The organism is Paenibacillus sp. NPDC056722, assembly GCF_042790635.1.
Classification (GTDB): domain Bacteria; phylum Bacillota; class Bacilli; order Paenibacillales; family Paenibacillaceae; genus Paenibacillus_AQ; species Paenibacillus_AQ agri.
This window is the reverse complement of sequence record NZ_JBHTYV010000012.1, coordinates 1-17,904: the sequence shown is the minus strand read 5'-3', so window position 1 is coordinate 17,904 and position 17,904 is coordinate 1. Positions and strand designations below refer to the sequence as shown.

General features: G+C 48.9%; 12 protein-coding genes and 3 riboswitches. Of the genes, 11 read left to right on the top strand and 1 reads right to left on the bottom strand.

Annotated features, from left to right (window positions below):
* The first annotated feature begins 173 nt into the window (after window positions 1-173).
* From ACFRAM_RS22715 to ACFRAM_RS22700, 4 genes are all read left to right on the top strand, one after another.
* Window positions 174-1,427, top strand: coding sequence for a DUF58 domain-containing protein (locus tag ACFRAM_RS22715; RefSeq protein ID WP_379468358.1), 1,254 nt, complete (start codon window positions 174-176; stop codon window positions 1,425-1,427).
* Window positions 1,396-3,819 carry a transglutaminase TgpA family protein gene (locus ACFRAM_RS22710; protein WP_379468356.1) on the top strand — a complete coding sequence of 808 codons (2,424 nt, stop codon included), beginning with the start codon at window positions 1,396-1,398 and terminating at the stop codon, window positions 3,817-3,819. Before ACFRAM_RS22715 ends, ACFRAM_RS22710 begins: the two co-directional genes overlap by 32 nt.
* A gap of 215 nt (window positions 3,820-4,034) precedes the next feature.
* A complete protein-coding gene (guaA, locus tag ACFRAM_RS22705) occupies window positions 4,035-5,573 on the top strand; it encodes a glutamine-hydrolyzing GMP synthase (protein ID WP_379468354.1) in 1,539 nt (512 codons plus the stop codon).
* A 76-nt stretch (window positions 5,574-5,649) separates the two neighbouring features.
* Window positions 5,650-5,937 carry a site-specific integrase gene (locus tag ACFRAM_RS22700; RefSeq protein WP_379468352.1) on the top strand — a complete coding sequence of 96 codons (288 nt, stop codon included), beginning with the start codon at window positions 5,650-5,652 and terminating at the stop codon, window positions 5,935-5,937.
* Here the strand turns inward: ACFRAM_RS22700 and ACFRAM_RS22695 are convergent.
* Window positions 5,904-6,170 (bottom strand): hypothetical protein, encoded by a 267-nt coding sequence (locus ACFRAM_RS22695; RefSeq protein WP_379468350.1) that lies wholly within the window; start codon window positions 6,168-6,170, stop codon window positions 5,904-5,906. The genes ACFRAM_RS22700 and ACFRAM_RS22695 overlap by 34 nt on opposite strands.
* A 461-nt stretch (window positions 6,171-6,631) precedes the next feature.
* Window positions 6,632-6,730: riboswitch (purine riboswitch) on the top strand.
* A gap of 125 nt (window positions 6,731-6,855) precedes the next feature.
* On the opposite strand from ACFRAM_RS22695, the gene ACFRAM_RS22690 reads away from it, so the two are divergent.
* The 7 genes from ACFRAM_RS22690 (at window position 6,856) to ACFRAM_RS22660 (ending at window position 17,520) form a co-directional block, all read left to right on the top strand.
* Complete coding sequence (locus ACFRAM_RS22690) at window positions 6,856-8,256, top strand: NCS2 family permease (protein WP_175372130.1); 1,401 nt, start codon at window positions 6,856-6,858, stop codon at window positions 8,254-8,256.
* 124 nt (window positions 8,257-8,380) lie between these two features.
* Window positions 8,381-10,390 carry a glycosyltransferase family 39 protein gene (locus ACFRAM_RS22685; RefSeq protein ID WP_379468347.1) on the top strand — a complete coding sequence of 670 codons (2,010 nt, stop codon included), beginning with the start codon at window positions 8,381-8,383 and terminating at the stop codon, window positions 10,388-10,390.
* Complete coding sequence (locus tag ACFRAM_RS22680; protein WP_379468345.1) at window positions 10,387-14,217, top strand: glycosyltransferase family 39 protein; 3,831 nt, start codon at window positions 10,387-10,389, stop codon at window positions 14,215-14,217. The genes ACFRAM_RS22685 and ACFRAM_RS22680 overlap by 4 nt, the downstream gene beginning before the upstream one ends.
* 64 nt (window positions 14,218-14,281) lie before the next feature.
* Entirely contained in the window at window positions 14,282-15,259 is a 978-nt protein-coding gene (locus ACFRAM_RS22675; RefSeq protein ID WP_379468343.1) for a glycosyltransferase family 2 protein, read from the top strand.
* Entirely contained in the window at window positions 15,249-15,653 is a 405-nt protein-coding gene (locus ACFRAM_RS22670) for a GtrA family protein (RefSeq protein ID WP_379468341.1), read from the top strand. The genes ACFRAM_RS22675 and ACFRAM_RS22670 overlap by 11 nt, the downstream gene beginning before the upstream one ends.
* Before the next feature lie 26 nt (window positions 15,654-15,679).
* Entirely contained in the window at window positions 15,680-16,357 is a 678-nt protein-coding gene (locus tag ACFRAM_RS22665) for a class D sortase (RefSeq protein WP_379468339.1), read from the top strand.
* 106 nt (window positions 16,358-16,463) lie between these two features.
* Window positions 16,464-16,544: riboswitch (cyclic di-GMP riboswitch) on the top strand.
* Window positions 16,545-16,619: 75 nt separating this feature from the next.
* Window positions 16,620-16,700: riboswitch (cyclic di-GMP riboswitch) on the top strand.
* Between the two features lie 13 nt (window positions 16,701-16,713).
* On the top strand, window positions 16,714-17,520 hold the full coding sequence (locus ACFRAM_RS22660; protein ID WP_379468337.1) for a transglutaminase domain-containing protein: 807 nt from the start codon (window positions 16,714-16,716) through the stop codon (window positions 17,518-17,520).
* Window positions 17,521-17,904 lie beyond the last annotated feature (384 nt).

The window sequence follows — 17,904 nt, the reverse complement described above, 5'->3', positions numbered from 1 at the left end:
CCGAGGTTCGCATCACAGGCCTAGGGGCTATAGAGCAAGTCTATGTCCGAAGGAAGGGTATCCCATTGTCCTCTTCATCTCAACAAGAAAGTCATGGAAAAGAAGGCTCACAGCCGATCTCAAGGGCGGTAACGCTCAGAAATCGTAGTAGTGCTCTAGGAGAATGGCTGCGAATGCTGACAGCAGGAGGCATAATTGGTGTCCTCTACGCCTGGCGTGGAGGGCAAGCGCTGCTCTTCCTCTTGTGCGTAGTCGTTCTTCTCTTGCTGGGCGGGTTAGTACTGCAACTCTTCGGGCCTCGCCGGATCAAAGTAGAGCGAACGGTTACGACAACCCGTCCTGTTGCGGGAGATACACTCCGGGTGCAAGTTCAGGTCAGTTTCACCTCACGGATTCCACTCCCTTGGATGATCATATCCGATGATTGGGGGAGTGTCAGCCATCAAGAACTGCTATTTCCTGGATTTCGCCGTTCCTTCTCGTATACCTATAAGTTGAACGAGTTGCCCCGAGGAGTTCACCGGTTGCGGGCCTGCAGAGCGGTGTGGGGGGATCTGCCAGGGTGGTTTACGGGCAGCGGCAAGCCTGTAGGGGAGGCCACTTTCAAGGTGTCACCTGCTCCATTATATTTCCGCTGGTCGGCGCCGGAAGGCGGGGTGCTTCCGGATCAGATCAGATCCGCGAAGTGGAATCGTGGCAGCAATGAGGAGGCTGTCGATATCCGTCAATATGCGCCGGGAGACCCGCTGAACCGGATACACTGGAAGAACAGTGCGCGTCGTGGTGTTCTGCAGAGCAGGGTGCCGGAACAGGAACGTGGGCGCATGACTTGTGTTGTGCTGGACAATTGTGCCGTGAGCTATGAGGTTCCTTATGGTGCACTTGGAGCACGAGGACGGAGGGGCGAGAGACCTTCCGGCTTTGAGCAAGCGGTGTCAGCGGCAACGGGACAATTGCTCTCTGCTGAACACTCCGGAGCGTATGTGCAGTTGTTTACCGGAGGTTGGCCCGAAGGGCTGGCGCGTCATGAGGGGCTAGGAAAGCTGCCAGTTCGGGTGTTGGACATGCTTACTGAGATTGCCCCGGACGGTGGACGAAGCTTGCCGGAGCTGCTCGAGGATGCCGCTCGTAGCTGGATTCCGGGAATGTCTGTTGCAGTGATTACCGGACAGCTTAACGAGGATTCGGCCAAGGCTATTGCACGTTATCTCGTGCAGGGTATCAAGATGGATCTCTATTATGTATGGGATCTGCCTGCTCCTCAGAGAGGCAGCGCCGGTCGTGAGAAGTCTTCCACTGCGGGAAGCATTTCAGACAGTCTGCGCCGTCTCGGTGCCACATTATATTGCCTGGACGGTGCGCTGCCTGTTTATGGACACGGGGAGGTGGAATTCCATGAATCAGCCGGAAAACCAACCATATGGTAACAAAAAATCCGGTGCGATCCGGCACAGTTACGGGGGCGGATTAGGAGCGCATAGAACGGAGCCCCCCCTCACTGGGCGGGAGGCTTTCGGGAAGCCCCAGGCTTACGATGTTCAGACGGCCGGGACTTTAACCGGAGCGGAATCAGGGCCCCACATAATAGAGAACAGCCAGGTCGGAATGCAGGGGGAAGTCCCTCTCGGGTACCGCCTACTGTTCTCTTTGCCTGTTTTAGGCCTGTTTGTCCTGTGGCTTTCTCCACTGTACCGGGTCTCAACTACTCCTGAAACGGCCAGCCTGATGACAACTCTGATGTTAACGGCGGCTGTGCTTATTTTCTGGGGCATGCTTCAGCTACCTGGTTGGCTTCTTTTGACGCTACAGTTTGCGAGTATTGCTTTGGCCTGGGCGTATCTGGCTGGTGGGGAAGAGGGGACCGGCTGGTTGGCAGAATACCCGGCAGAACTGTTAAGGGATCTCGTTATGCTTTTATCAGGACATGTTGCGGATTTGGGCAATGCCAGCAGATTGCTGATTCTAGCCGCAGGCTGGGGGATGCTGGTCTCGTCTGTGCAGCATTTGGCAATACATAGGGGGAGTTCCTCGCTTTTTAGCATGGTATCCATGGCTTATTTATTGTTGCTGGATATTGCCTTTAGCATCGAGACGACCGTTGAGGTGATGCTGGCCGCAGGATTGATTTTATGGATGCGAGGGATGGGCGGGCTGTTTCGTTTACGGGAAAGAAATACCCACATGAGGATTCCTTATGGTCGTTGGGGCAGTACAGCTTTTGTCGTAGCTATTGTTCTGATGATAGGCGCTTGGTGCGGGGAACAGCTTTACGGCTCACGCTCCGTGAATCAGATCCCACTGCATTCTGCCTTCAGCAAGTTAAATGACTGGGCTGCCGGGCATATGAAGGAAAGTATAGAAGCCATGGGTAGGGGAACTACGGGTTACAGTTTGAGTTCTGCTGAATTGGGAGCCCCGTTAACACCCGGTACAGAGCCGGTCTTTACGGCTTTCAGCGATGAGCGGACTTATTGGCGCGGCGAGAGTTTGGCTTACTATGACGGCCGCCGCTGGATCAGAGAGGCGGACTCTTTTACTCCGCTAAATCTTTCCGGTTTTCCGCAGCCTCCTTCGGAAACTGATTCGGGGCTGACTGGCCGTAAGACACTGCGGCAGCAGATTCTATTGGCTGCGCCATCCCCGGGCGGGCTTCCGGTATTCAGCGCAGGGTTTATTGCCGACATGGAGTCCGGGGAACTGGAGGACGGAAGTCGTCTGGGCTATATTCTTGTCAATAAGGAAGGAGACAGCTTTCGTCTGCCGGATGAGGCAGGCAACGCCCGGGTCACCGGCTACACGGTTCTCTCTATATTACCCGAATCCAATCACGCTGTTCTGCGTAACGTGCAGCGTGCTGACCCTGAAGAGATTCGCAGCAAATATTTAGAACTGCCATCCCAGATGCCGGCCCGGGTGGCCTCTTTAGCAGCCGAGCTTACGGCCGCCGCTGGAAGCCGCTATGATGCTGCTGTGGCGGTAAGGGATTATCTGCAGAGTCATTATCCCTATACTCTGGATACGAAGCTCCCGCCGTCCGGGAGTGACTTCGTAGATGACTTCCTGTTCCAGGCAAAGCGCGGTTATTGTGTTCATTTTGCAACGGCCATGACCGTCCTGCTTCGCAGTGCCGATATCCCGGCCCGTTTCGTGCAAGGCTATGGGCCTGGCCAACTGGTGACAGGTCCCGGGCCGCAGCGGTATGCCGTTACTGAGGGCGATGCCCATGCCTGGGTCGAAGTATACTTTCCAGGCGTCGGCTGGGTCCCCTTCGACCCTACGCCGGGTGGCGCGGGTGCTGGCACCGCGCAGCCTGCCGTTCCGGCGGCTTCCTTGGCGCCGCCGGCCGGGTCCGGCCTCTCCGCTGCTCAGCACGCGGAGAACTTGCCCGCCCAGCCGCTGCCGGGCGGGCCGGTACCCGCGCCGCTCCAGCTCGCGGCGCTGGCGCTTCCCGCCGCCGCGTGGCACTGGCGGCGGAGCCTGGCCCTGCTGTGGGCTTCGCGCAGCAGGGCTGTGGGCCGGGAGAGGCAGCTTCGCGCAGCCTCTCTGGCCTGGCACGGGCTGGCGGCGCGGTATGGGCCGCCGCCGCCCGGGGTCACGGGCAGGGAGTACGCAGACTCCCTGCCGATCGCAGATGCCGGACTGCGCGCAGCGGTCCGGCGGTTCGTACGCCAGTGGGAGACCCTGGCGTACAGCGGGTGCGGCGGGTCATCAGCTTCCCGCCGCACTCCCCCGGCGGCTTCTTCCGCCCCGTCATCAGCCGCCAATGAAGGTGAAGCCTTTCTGCGGGAATGCCTCAGGATCACCTTCCGGCTGACATAAACCGTCTGCAGGAAGTGGAAGGTCAGGCATTGATACACTTGCAAGAAGCGGTGCCCCTTGAAAAAGGAAGCGCAACCGCATCATTTATGTTGCCGCCTTCATCGATCCTGACAGCAATCGACATGACAAAATCCAGCCAAATCCATGCCCTCCTTTCCTTGACGGTGCGAATTAACCATGAGTATAATGAATCCAATAATCAAGGGAGGCACGTAATGAACAAGCCAAATGAAATCATCGTTGTTCTCGATTTCGGAGGACAATACAACCAACTTATCGCGCGCAGAATCAGAGATTTGGGAGTATATAGTGAGCTTCTGCCTTACAATACACCAGTGGAGAAGATCAAGGCGTTATCGCCGAAGGGGATCATTTTCTCTGGTGGACCGAGCAGCGTATATGCTGAAGATGCACCGCATGTAGATCCGGCGATTTATGACTTGGGACTGCCAATTTTCGGCATTTGTTACGGAATGCAGCTGATGGCCCAGCAGCTTGACGGTAAGGTTGAACGTTCCGCTAAACGCGAATACGGTAAAGCCGATGTTGATTTTGTAGAAGGTGCTCAGCTTGTTAAAGGGTTGGACAACCGTCAGACTGTATGGATGAGCCACGGAGACCATGTAGTGGAGCTTCCGTCAGGCTTCAAGCTTGATGCAGGTACCGAAAGCGCGCCGATTGCGGCTATGAGCAATGCCGAGCGCCAGTTCTTTGCGGTACAGTTCCATCCTGAGGTTCGTCACTCCGAGCATGGTAACGAAATGATCTCGAACTTCCTGTATGAAGTGTGTGGCTGCGAAGGCAACTGGACGATGGAATCGTTTATTGAAGAAGCCATTCAAGACATCCGGGATCAAGTAGGGGACAAAAAAGTACTTTGCGCCCTTAGTGGCGGTGTTGATTCTTCCGTAGTGGCGATGCTTATTCACCGTGCTATCGGGGATCAGCTGACCTGTATGTTTATTGATCACGGTCTCTTGCGCAAAGGTGAAGCCGAGAGCGTTATGGAGATGTTCGTCGGTAAATTCGATATTCATGTGGTGAAGATCGATGCCAAAGAGCGTTTCATGAGCAAGCTGGCTGGTGTGGATGATCCTGAGCAAAAGCGTAAAATCATCGGCAACGAATTCATTTACTGTTTCGATGAAGAATCGGCCAAGCTGGGCGACTTCTCCTTCCTTGCACAAGGTACGTTGTATACGGATATTGTGGAGAGCGGAACGGCAACAGCGCAAACCATCAAATCGCACCATAATGTAGGCGGCCTACCGGAAGACATGAAATTCAGCTTGATCGAACCGCTTAACACCCTGTTCAAGGACGAAGTCCGCAAGCTGGGCGAAGAGCTGGGCATGCCAAGTGCTCTCGTATGGCGTCAGCCGTTCCCGGGCCCGGGTCTTGCTATCCGTGTGCTGGGCGAAGTGACAGAGGAGAAACTGAAGATCGTTCAAGACTCCGACTACATTCTGCGTGAGGAAATTATCAAAGCCGGTCTCGACCGCGAAATTTGGCAGTACTTCACTGCATTACCGAACATGAAGAGTGTTGGCGTTATGGGTGATGCTCGTACGTATTCCTATACCGTAGGTATTCGTGCAGTAACCTCCATTGATGGCATGACCGCAGACTGGGCACGTATCCCTTGGGATATTCTTGAGAAAATCTCCGTCCGTATTGTCAACGAAGTAGAGAACGTAAACCGTATCGTTTATGACATTACTTCGAAACCACCTGCAACGATTGAGTGGGAATAGGTCAACAGCAACAATAGATTGAATAAAATACTCTCTTTTATCTGCGTTGTTTAGCAAATAGAAGGGAGTATTTTTTATGACGAGAATCAAAGAGTTAATTGAGGATTTCAAACTTAATCCAGAAATTTTGGGTAGGGAAAAGAAGTGCGTTGATCTTCGTATATTTCGCTTGTATAGGTGGGAAAGGTTTGCGGATAAAGGGTTAGGTGTCACCGAAGCTGAGGAAGTGAAGCAGCTTCAAATCAAGAAATACATACAGAAACGCCAGTGTGTCGGAAAAGAAGTCAACAGAACGATCAATAACAACATTGCTACGTTAAAAGTGTTTTTTCAATACTTGGTGAGCGAAGATTTTTTAGAATGATTAGCTCTTCTCTTGCCGATTGCATAAAGAATAAGTAACCCTAGCAAGCCAAGTAAAGTAGTTATTATGTCTCTTACAGAAGGAACTTCATGGATCACAATGAAAAAGGTAATTACGAATACAATTAACGCTACTGGAAAAATTCTAGCTAAAATAGATTTCTTTTTAAATCCAAAACCTATTTGTAATGAGCCAATTAAGAGAGTAAGTAAGATAATCAGTATTGTCTTCATAGAGAAAAATCTCCCGACTATATTTTATTTAGCCATTTTAATCTATAATATAACACTCTTTAAGGATTACAAAATTTAACATTTTTCGATGTCTATACTAGAATATTTTTAAACTGTTTAAATAGTAATACGTGGGTTGGACATCATAGATTATTTACACGTGACGTCCTGTATTGGATAACCGAATCGTGTTAAATGCGATGATTGGGGTTGCACGTTCAGGTGTTCTATGATCGGCGAAGGAACTGATAGATGGTCTTTTTTTTGTGCGTTATAGAGTGTAAAGATTCATTGTTAACGTGCAGCCTAGTGGTAGTAGCGCTATGTTTAACAAGCTTTTCTTGCTGATTCCCATATGAAATTGACGGGAAATGTCGTTTTTACGAACAATACAAAAAAAATACTGTTTATTGTTCGTTTTTGTCATTGACAAGGGATGTCATATCCCCCTAAAATGATAAAGCACAACAACATCATTTACTCGTATAATTCCGGGAATTGGCCCGGAAGTCTCTACAGGTCACCGTAATGACCTGGCTACGATTAAGAAGAGAACAATCTCCTGTTGGTCTTCGCCCTTAGATTGGCGATATGCAGGAACCTACTCTTTTTTATCTGGCCGGTGTCTATCAGACTCCGGCTTTTTGTTGCTGTCAGACACAACATACCTTAGGGGGAGAACAATTTGAATCGCTTTTTCAAGTTGAAAGAGAATGGCACTACCGTTCGTACAGAGATTATGGCCGGCTTGACTACGTTTATGGCAATGGCTTATATCCTGTCCGTAAATCCCAACATACTGACCGCTTTTGGCCAGATCGACATGGGATGGTATTCTGTATTTTTGGCTACAGCGATAGCCGCAGGTGTTTTCACTATTGCCATGGGGTTGTTCATTAACTTCCCGGTTGCATTAGCACCTGGTATGGGACTCAATGCTTATTTCGCATCGGTTATCCTGTCATCCGCCACATCGGATCATCCATTCACTTGGCAGATGGGTCTTACCGCCGTATTCATTTCCGGTTTGATCTTTATCCTGCTAACGGTAACCAAGGTACGTCAGATCTTGTTGACAGCTATTCCTGACAGCCTGAAGCATGCAATCACCGTCGGTATCGGCTTGTTTATTACCATTATCGGCCTTAAGAACAGCGGAATCATGACGATCGGCGTAGAAGCCGTAAACGACATTGCCGCTCATAAGTTCACAGATGTCCTTTCTTTTGAAACAGTTATCCATCTGGGCAGCCTGGAGAATACCAATGTCCAGCTTGCAATTATCGGCCTGCTGCTGATCGCAATCCTGATGGTACTAAATGTTCGCGGCGCGATCCTGTTCGGTATTCTAGGTACTACTGCAGTGGGAATTCTGATGGGTGCAGTGGATTTCAGTCCTCTGTCCAACCCGCAAACACCATGGGTTCCTGATTTCACTCAATTGAACTTCATGGAATTTGACTGGGATGGCATTCTGCATACCGGTATCATTTCCGCCATTGCGACATTCACTTTCGTAGAGTTGTTTGATACTTTTGGTACACTTGTAGGTACGGCTCAACGTGCTGGCATTATGGACAACCCTGAAGAAGGTAAGAAGCGTGTAGGTAAGGCAATGTTCGTAGATGCGGTGGCAGTAGCTGGTGGTGCCATGGTCGGAACTTCCACAACTACGGCTTATGTAGAGAGTGCTGCCGGGGTTGCTGAAGGTGGTCGTACAGGTCTTACCGCGGTAACTACAGGCGTCTGCTTCCTGTTGGCACTGTTCCTTGCTCCTGTGGCTGCGCTTATCCCTGGTTCTGCTACAGCTGCGGCTCTAATAGTTGTAGGTGTGCTGATGGCGCAATCGCTTCGTAATATTGACTTCCAGGACATGGTCGTTGCGATTCCTGCGTTCCTGACTTTTGTTATCATGCCTTTCACTTACAATATCGCTAACGGTATTTCCTTCGGTATCGTTACTTATGTCATTCTTGCTTCTGTCTCAAACTTGGCTGGCAAAAAGAAATACGACATTCACTGGATGATGTGGGTACTCGCGATCCTGATTATTCTCCGTTATGCATTAATGGGTAGTCAGGGCTAAAGCCCGTATCCGAGAAATCCATCCTGCGGCCCCTTCAATGTTGAAGGGGCCGTTTTTTTGTGGGTTTTGCGTATCGGACTTTCCATCATCCAATATTTAGATTATATTGTTGAAGAGGTGATAAATGTTGTCCAGCAGTCTAAATCGGGTATTTAACTATTGCAAGAACAACCCTTGGCTCGTACTAATGTTCCTGCTGGGAGCGATGATCCGGATAGTGTATATTGGTTCCATTCCGCCAGGACTGAATCAGGACGAAGCGTCGATCGGTTATGACGCCTACGCTATACTTCATTATGGTATCGACAGAAACGGAATCCACCTGCCAATCCACCTGATCGCCTGGGGCAGCGGGCAAAATGCTTTGTATGCCTACTTATCCATGCCATTTATCTGGTTATTCGGATTATCACCGGTAACGGTGCGGATGGCGAGTCTGCTTATGGGGCTAGTGGGTATGGTTGTATTCTATCTTTTGTCCAAAAGACTCTTCTCCTCCCAGGTAGCCGGTCTTGCCGCCATGTTCTTTATCGCTATTAATCCATGGCATATCATGATGTCGAGGTGGGCGCTGGAATCGAATCTGTTTCCTACGTTGATTCTGATCGCTGTGTACTGCTTGCTTCGATCTTTCGAAGCTCCGAAATGGTCCTATGCGTTTACAGTTGTGCTATCGTTATCGCTTTATGCCTATGGGACTGCCTATTTTTTTGTTCCGATCTTTGCTTTGGGAACTGTAATTCTTCTATTGTATAGAAAAGTGTTGAAGCTACGGACCATTCTATGGAATGGTGTACTGTTTATCCTGCTGGCTTTGCCGATTCTATCCTTTATAATGATCAATCGTTATCAACTACAGGGCTTTTCTACCCCGTTCTTTTCCATCCCAAGATTAACTACACCGCGAGTGGAGCAGGTCTCCTCGGTCTTCGGCGGGCAAATGCTCGACACAGCCTGGAGCAATCTCCGTGAATTTTTCAAGATAATGCTCAGTGGAAGTGATGGTCTGCCGTGGAATTCCATATCACCTTACGGTTACGCCTATTCTCTTGGATTGCCCTTTGTCCTGGTAGGACTTATTGTTATAATAAGGTCTTTACGGAACCGGGATTGTTACGGCACAGGCCAGTCGGTGATCTTGCTCTGGTTCGTGACAGCTATTCTGATGGCTGCTATTACGAGTGTGAACATTAACCGGATTAATGTTATTTTCTATCCTGTAATTCTGCTGATTGTTGCCGGCTTCTTGTGGCTTGGCCGAAAGATTAAGGGAGCGGGCCTGGTTGCAGCGGGTGGATTCGCCCTGTTTTTTGTTTTGTTTGGTATGGCGTACTTCCGTGATTTTCCAGAGAAGATCGGCCCTAACTTTTATGAGTCTATCGGAGAGGCCATCCAGTATGCTTCTGAGGAGACTGAAGGGAATATCTATGTTACCGATAAGGTCAACATGCCCTATATCTATGTACTCTTTTATGAAACTATCAATCCTCATGATTTTCAGAAAACCGTCAGTTATGCCAATCCAGGCGCTCCCTTTCAGCTAGTAAGCTCATTTGGGCGTTACAGGTTTGGGGGTCCGGCGATCGTTCCGGGTGAGCGGGCGGCATATATCTTCTGGAATGGTGATCCTCTCCCCGCCGGGAGTGAAGGATACGAGATTAAGAGATTCAAGAACTACACTGTAGTTGTTGACCGCGAAGGAATTTCACCTGTGAACCCTCAGGATACTGAAGGCGAAGATAGCCGTCATGAACTGATGAACGGAGGATTCGAGGAAGGGGCGTTGCATTGGACTTTTACAGCCGGGACAGGAATCGGGACCAATAATCCGTATCAAGGAAGTTCTTTGGCCTATCTTGATCCGGGTACAGAAAAGACCGTTGCCCAATTGATTTCCCCGCAGAATTCCGGGGAGTACAAGATCTCGGCAATGATTAGCGCAGGTGGGGGAGGCGGAAAGTTTGGCGTACGGGTTAACGGCGCTATCCTTACTGAAACCGAACTCACCGAAGGTGCAAGTTATCATCAGATTGAACTTCCCGCAGTGAGCCTGCTAGAGGGCGAACAGGCGGAGATTTATTTTACCGGCGGAAACGGCTGGATTAACATTGATGAGGTGAGGATGGAACAATGATGATCAAGAATACACGTGCAGCCGCAATACTCATTGTCATATGCGTACTCTTCATGCTTCCGGTGACAAGCGTGTTTGCGGAGGGCAACCTGCTGCAGAATCCGGGTTTTGAGGATGGGGATGACAGCGCTCCGTCCGGCTGGACAGAAGACGCATGGATTCCGGGGAAGGATGCCGGCTATGTGTCCGTGCAATCGTCCGAGGTCCATTCTGGCAGTAAAGCAGCTGTAATCGAGAATTTGCAGCCGAACCATTTGAAATGGATTCAGACAGTTCAAGTAGAGCCGGATCACTTGTATAAAATTTCTGGCTGGGTCAAAGTGGTGAACGCAGCAAGCGGAGGGTTTGGCGCCGGTGTGTTCATAGTTGGAGTAGGAGGTGGTTATCCAGGTGTCATGGAGACTGCCGGAGAATGGAAGTATATAGAGTTCATCGGCAAGACAGGTCCAAATCAGAAGGAACTCGGCGTGGGTGCCAGTCTTGGCGGTTATGCCAGTCTGACCCAGGGCAAGGCTTACTTCGATGATTTGGCTGTGGAACCGCTAGATGCTGCTCCTGAAGGCAGCAATATTATCTCGCTGGATAACAGTTCGGCACCTCAAGGAGGAGACAGCAAGCCTGCGGAAACACCGCACAAAATCTCTCCGGCAAAGTTGCTGCTGATTTCAGCGCTGTTCAGCGCCTTTTTCGCAGTGCTTTGTAACCGGGTCTTCCGTAACAACAAACTAATGAAGCAACCGGAGAATGTATACAGCCGGTGGTTATATATTTCGATTGGTGTAGCGTTGATTCTGCGGGTCTGGATCGGACTGACTGCGCAGGGTTACCAGAATGATATGAATACCTTTATTGCCTGGGGTCAGCGAATGCTGGATTTGGGGCCTGGCAGATTTTATGAGGAAGGGTATTTCGCTGATTACCCACCAGGATATTTGTACATATTGTATGTGCTGAGCGCGATCCGCGGGATATTTGGATTGGCACATGGCTCCGGTGGAGAGAATCTGTTGTTCAAGCTGCCGGCGATCATTTCGGATCTGGTGCTTGGTGGACTGATTTATCGGGCGGCCAGACAAAAACTCGGCTCCGGGATCGCACTTGGTCTTTCGCTACTGTTCTTGTTTAATCCAGCGGTTCTTATCAATTCCGCTGCTTGGGGACAGGCGGATTCCTTTTTCCTTATCTTCCTCCTGCTTAGCATTCAAGGAGCAGCGAACAAGTCGCTGGTACGGGCGGCCATCTGGTTTGCCATTGCCACACTTGTTAAACCACAGGCGCTTATCTTTACACCGGTGCTGTTGTTTGCCTTTTATCACCAGCGGGCCTGGAAACAACTTGCGCTCGGCGCAGTATATGGACTCGGAATCTTCGGTGTGCTGGCAGCGCCATTCTTCTGGAACAATGGTGGTCTAAGCGGACTAATTAATCTTTATAAAGCTACATTATCTTCTTATCCGTACTCAACCGTTAATGCCTTTAATCTCTATGCGCTAACGGGTCCGATGTGGTCGGCCTTGGATCAAACCTGGCTGGGAATCTCGTACAGAGGTTGGGGATTCGTCTTTATTCTGGTCGCCGTAGCTTTGGCGATGTTCTATTCATTCCAAAAGGATCGTAAGGATTTATCCAGATCATTCTTTATTGGCATGGTATTGATTGTTACTGTCTTTGTATTGGGTACAAAAATGCATGAGCGCTATATGTACCCTGCACTGATACTTACCGTATTCGCTTATATTCAAAGCAAGGACCGGCGATTCCTGACGTTGTTCCTGGGGTTCAGTTTGACCCAATATGTGAACGTCGGCTATACGCTGGCCCACCTGAATGCAGGCAACAACCCGGAAGCGGATGGCATCGTTATAGTGACGGCGATCACCAATTTGGCCTTGTTACTATACATGCTATATATTGGGTACGATGTATATGGAAAGAGCCGCGTGAAGAACCTGCTCCCTTTGCGCTCTGAGGAGGAGCATCGTTCGGAAGATCTGGGCTTAGTACAGAACATTCGGGTTCTCAAGGATAAAGCAGGGAACTCCCGATTCAAGCTGAAGCTTAGCCGTAAGGACTGGACCTGGATGCTTGTCATTACTGCCGTATATGCAGCAGTTGCCTTGTTCCATCTGGGATCTACGAAGGCACCGGAGACTTTATGGGAACCGGCGGCTAGCGGAGAGAGCTTCTATGTGGATCTTGGACAGAGCAGGCAGCTTGAGCGTGTGAATGTCTTCGGAGGCGTTGGGACGGGCAAGTTCAAGCTGGAATTCAGTGAGTCACCTGAAGCCTGGGGCAGCCCGCTCGAAGTCAATGAGGATGTCGGCAATGTATTCATCTGGAAAAGCCAGCCACTGAGTGTGGCAGCAAGATATGTGAAGCTTACCGTAGTCTCGCCGGGATTCACCTTGAATGAGATGGCCTTCTACGAGCAGAACGGAGGCAGAACACCGCTTCCGATTGCCAGCGTTACACCTGATGGGGGAACCGCCAAGCGGGGAGCACCCGGCAATCTGTTCGATGAGCAGTCGCTGATTCCGGAGTATTCCAACTTCATGAACAGCACCTATTTTGATGAGATTTATCATGCGCGGACCGCGTATGAGCATTACCACGGCATCGTGCCGTACGAGAACACACATCCCCCGCTGGGCAAGCTGCTGATTGGCATTGGGATGGAGTTGTTCGGTGTTAATCCATTCGGCTGGCGGATCATCGGAACGCTGTTTGGAATTGCCATGTTGCCGCTGATTTATATGATGGCGCTGCGCTTGTTCAAGCAGACCCGTTATGCGGCGCTTGCAGCAGGATTGTTCGCTTTGGACTTTATGCATTTTACGCAGACAAGAATTTCTACTATTGATGTGTATGGCGTATTCTTCATTATGTTAATGTTCTATTTCATGCAGCGTTACTTCACTTTGAACTTCTATAAGGTACCACTCGGCAAAACGCTGATTCCACTGTTCTGGTCCGGCTTTTTCTTCGGGATCGGCGTGGCTTCCAAGTGGATTGTGCTGTACGGCGGGGCCGGTCTGGCCGTTATGCTGGCATTGGCACTGGTTGACCGCTACCGTGAATACCGGGCCGCCAAGCGAGTGCTGGCCGAAGGCCGCTTGAGTGATCAAACATTGGCCGTTGCTTGTCGTGGAGCGGTGAACTCCTTTTGGAAGAATACCATTATAACGCTTGCCAGCTGCATTGGATTTTTCGTTATTATACCCGCGGTTATTTATGGTCTGTCCTTTGTTCCCGCTTTGTCGCCATCGGCGAACGGCTTTACTTTGACGGGTCTGATTGATGCCCAGAAGAATATGTACAACTATCACAGTCAACTCGTTGCGACACATCCCTTTGCATCCTCCTGGTGGGAATGGCCATTCATGAAAAGACCCGTCTGGTTCTTTAGCGGCGGAGAAGGATTGCCAGCCGGGCAGGTCAGCAGCATCGTAACCATGGGTAATCCGCTTATTTGGTGGACAGGAATCTTTGCCATGATAGGTTCGCTGTGGCTGACAATTAAGCGCAAAGACAAAAATCTGTTCATGATCTGGATCGCGTTCTTTTCTCAGTATGTGCCTTGGATGCTCGTACCGCGCGAAACATTCTTATACCATTATTTTGCCATGGTACCGTTTATGATTCTTGCTATTGTATATGTAATGAAGCTTATTGATAGCAGATATCCGAACGCGCGGTACATTCGCTATATTTATGTTGGCGTGGCTGCGTTGCTCTTTATTGCTTTCTATCCAGTGCTTTCGGGTATGCAGGTCAATGGAAGTTATGTCACAAGTGTTCTGCGCTGGTTCCCGTCTTGGGTTTTCTAAGATTTATGATTTCAGGGCTTGTGCTGCCACAGGCCCTATATAAAATTTACTAGGAGGAACAAAGGTGAAGGCCAGATACAGTGTAGTAGTGCCTATGTACAATGAGGAGGAAGTCATCAGCCATACCTATGATCGGTTGAAGCAAGTGATGGACAGATGTGGCGATTCCTATGAATTGATCTTTGTTAATGATGGCAGCCGCGACCGGACCGTAGAGATTATGCAGGAGATCAGTAACCGCGATGAACGAGTCAAGCTGGTAGATTTCTCGCGAAACTTCGGGCATCAGATTGCGATTACAGCGGGTATGGATTATTCCTCAGGGGATGCGGTGGTGGTTATTGACGCCGATCTTCAGGACCCGCCGGAAGTTATTTTGCAGATGATAGAGAAGTGGAAGGAAGGCTATGAGGTTGTCTACGGGAAGCGGTTGAAGCGGCATGGAGAGACTCTTTTCAAAAAAGTGACCGCGAAGCTCTTCTATCGGCTGCTCAGCAGTATGACGAGTGTGGAGATTCCCACGGATACCGGAGACTTCCGCTTGATAGACCGTAAGGTGTGCGATGTACTGCGGGGCTTGAAGGAGAAGAACCGTTATGTCAGAGGGCTGGTAAGTTGGGTCGGCTTCCGGCAGACCATGGTGGAGTATGTGCGTGAGGAGCGTTTTGCAGGGGAAACGAAATATCCGCTGAAGAAGATGATCCGTTTTGCCTTGGATGGGATTACTTCCTTCTCGCACAAGCCGCTTAAAATTGCTTCCTACGTTGGATTCTTCATCTCGTTTTTCAGTTTTCTGTATTTATTCTTCGTATTATTTCAAAAGGTCTTTACCTCCTGGACCGTTCCAGGCTGGACCTCCATTGTTGGCGTCAATCTGTTGTTCAACGGAATCGTATTGATGCTGCTGGGCGTCATCGGGGAATACATCGGCCGAATCTATGACGAGTCCAAAGACAGACCGCTCTACATTGTGCGTGAGACGAGAGGCTACCCTGAGGAGGAGCTGAAGGAGAGTCGGAAGGATAAAACTTATGTCCGATAATAACCGTCGGGTCGCGTTCATTCAATTCCTGAAGTTCAACGCGGTGGGACTACTTAATACCCTCATCGATTTTGCAGTCTTTACTCTGCTCCATTCCCTTGGGGTGATGTATGGGCTGGCGCAAGTGTTCTCCTACAGTGCAGGCACCGCTAACAGCTTTATCCTCAATAAAAAAGTGACCTTTCGGGACAGTAACCGCAGCGGCAATAATGGCTTTGACCGGATACAACTGCTGAAGTTCATCATCCTGAATCTAACTGTACTTGGGATCTCTCTATTACTGATGCAAGTGCTGACGGATCGGTTCGGCGTGCAGGTACTTCTGTCCAAGGTGCTGGTAACCTTCGTCACTGTAGTTATTAATTTTTTCGGAAGTCGCAAATGGGTGTTCTAGGAATGTAAAATACGGGGGTGAAGATCATGCGTAAGTTCTCTTATCTCATCATTCTTGCAGGAATTCTTGTCATGTTGTACCCGAAAGCGAATGAATGGTACGAAAACCGGCAGGAGCAGAAGCTGCTGGAAGAGGCGGAACATGGCTACAGTAATCTGGTCCCGGTCTCTGCCGATAACGATCTCAAAAGCAAATATGCTCAGGTAACGCAGTTGCTTGCAGAAGAGTCTGCCGCCGAGGAGCAAGAGCCCCAAACGGAAGCACCTGCACAAGCAGAGCCTGAACCTGAGGTTGGCGGGAAAGTAATTGCTTTAATTGAGATCGATAAGATCGATTTGAAACTGCCTATCCTTGAGGGAGCTACTAAGACTAATATGAAGCATGCGGCGGCCCATATGAAGGAGACGACTCCTATTGGCGAGGTCGGTAATGCAGCAATTGCAGCTCATAGAGCGAGAACTACGGGAAGGCTGTTTAACAGGTTGAACGAAGTTGCCATTGGCGACACCATCACAGTGAAGACTAATGCAGAGGAATTGGACTACAAGGTCTATGATATCTCTGTAGTAGACCCTACGGATGTATCGGTGTTGAACGGGAATAACAAGGATAAAATACTGACGTTGATCACCTGTGACCCGCTAGTAAACCCTACGCACCGTCTTATTGTTCATGCCAAGTTGCCCCAGACGGCAAAAAAATAATGATTTTTAAGAGATTAGTGTTATCTTTTCAATAAATTAGGGTAAATCTATTGATTTAGGCTTTGAATATATAAATGAATATGCTAGAATTAACTTAGAAAGCTAAACACGATAACGGCAAACCTATCGAAAGGTAGGGACGCAAAGCTAAAGGGCCTTCCCGTAAGGATGGCAGCCAGCTACCGAATGCAGAGGCTTTTTTTGTTGTCTTTCCATGGTCAATCTAGTAGTTCTCTAGTAGATGCGAGGATAGATAAAGCTTATACGATAACGGCAAACCTATCGAAAGGTAGGGACGCAAAGCTAAAGGGCCTTCCCGTAAGGATGGCAGCCAGCTACCGAAAGGGGTTTTATCCATGAAAAAGTTTTATTTTGCATTAATGGCCCTGTTTGTAATGGTCACCTCTGTTAATGTCACTTCAGCAAGCGCTGCAAGTGCAGACGCGAAGTGGTTGGATACTTCGAAGCTAAGTCAAGGCGTGGTGGGAATCCAATATGATGTTCCGAAGGATAAACGCATCAAGGTCATGATTACTAAGGACAACAATAGCTACACTTACAATCTTTATTCCTCCCAGCAAGTCGAATCTTTCCCGCTTCAACAAGGCAATGGCTCTTATAAAGTATCTGTTTTGGAGAATACAACCGGCAACAAATATAAATCGCTCTACTCTGAAACTTTGGATCTGTCGCTTAACGACACTAGCGCTGTATACTTGGGTTCCGTTCAAAACGTGAAATGGAATTCTTCCGATATTGCTATTCTTAAAGCCAAACAGCTTACAGAAGGCAAAACAACCGTGCAAGGAAAAGTACAAGCTATTCATGATTACATCGTTGCCAATGTGAAATATGATTACTCGTTGGCTAATAGTGTGACTACCGACTACATTCCTAATATCAATAATACACTGACCAGTAAAAAGGGCATCTGCTACGATTACGCTTCTCTGTTTGCTGCAATGTCTCGTAGTGTAGGGGTTCCTACTAAACTGGTTATGGGGAATACTAGTTATGTTGCTCAATACCATGCTTGGAATGAAGTGCTGATTGATGGTAAATGGGTGACGATCGATACAACTGTAGATGCCGGACTGGGCAAAAGCGCTCAGAATGATCTGATCAAAAGTTCTAGTAAATACACTGCAGCTAAATTCTATTAAAATGCATAGAACGTACTAAACAACCTGCTTAATTATTAAGCAGGTTGTTTTTTTTTATATTAAGGGTTGCTTTTTTGTTGAAAGATAGGGTATTATGTAAAAGCGTTGTTGAGCAGAGAAAAGTGCTGTGAAATGATTGAAAAAAGAATTTCAAAAAAAGTACTTGCGCTTCTGAAAATAACGTGTTATATTATAAGAGTTGCTGCTGAGACATTAAGTAGACAACGAGAACAGCTTGATCTTTGAAAACTGAACAACGAGTGAGTATCGAATTCACGAAAGTGAATTCAAAATGAGAATTTTTAATTCTCGTCAGATGTTTCAAAATGAGCAATCGCTCTTTCTAAATACCAATTTGGAGAGTTTGATCCTGGCTCAGGACGA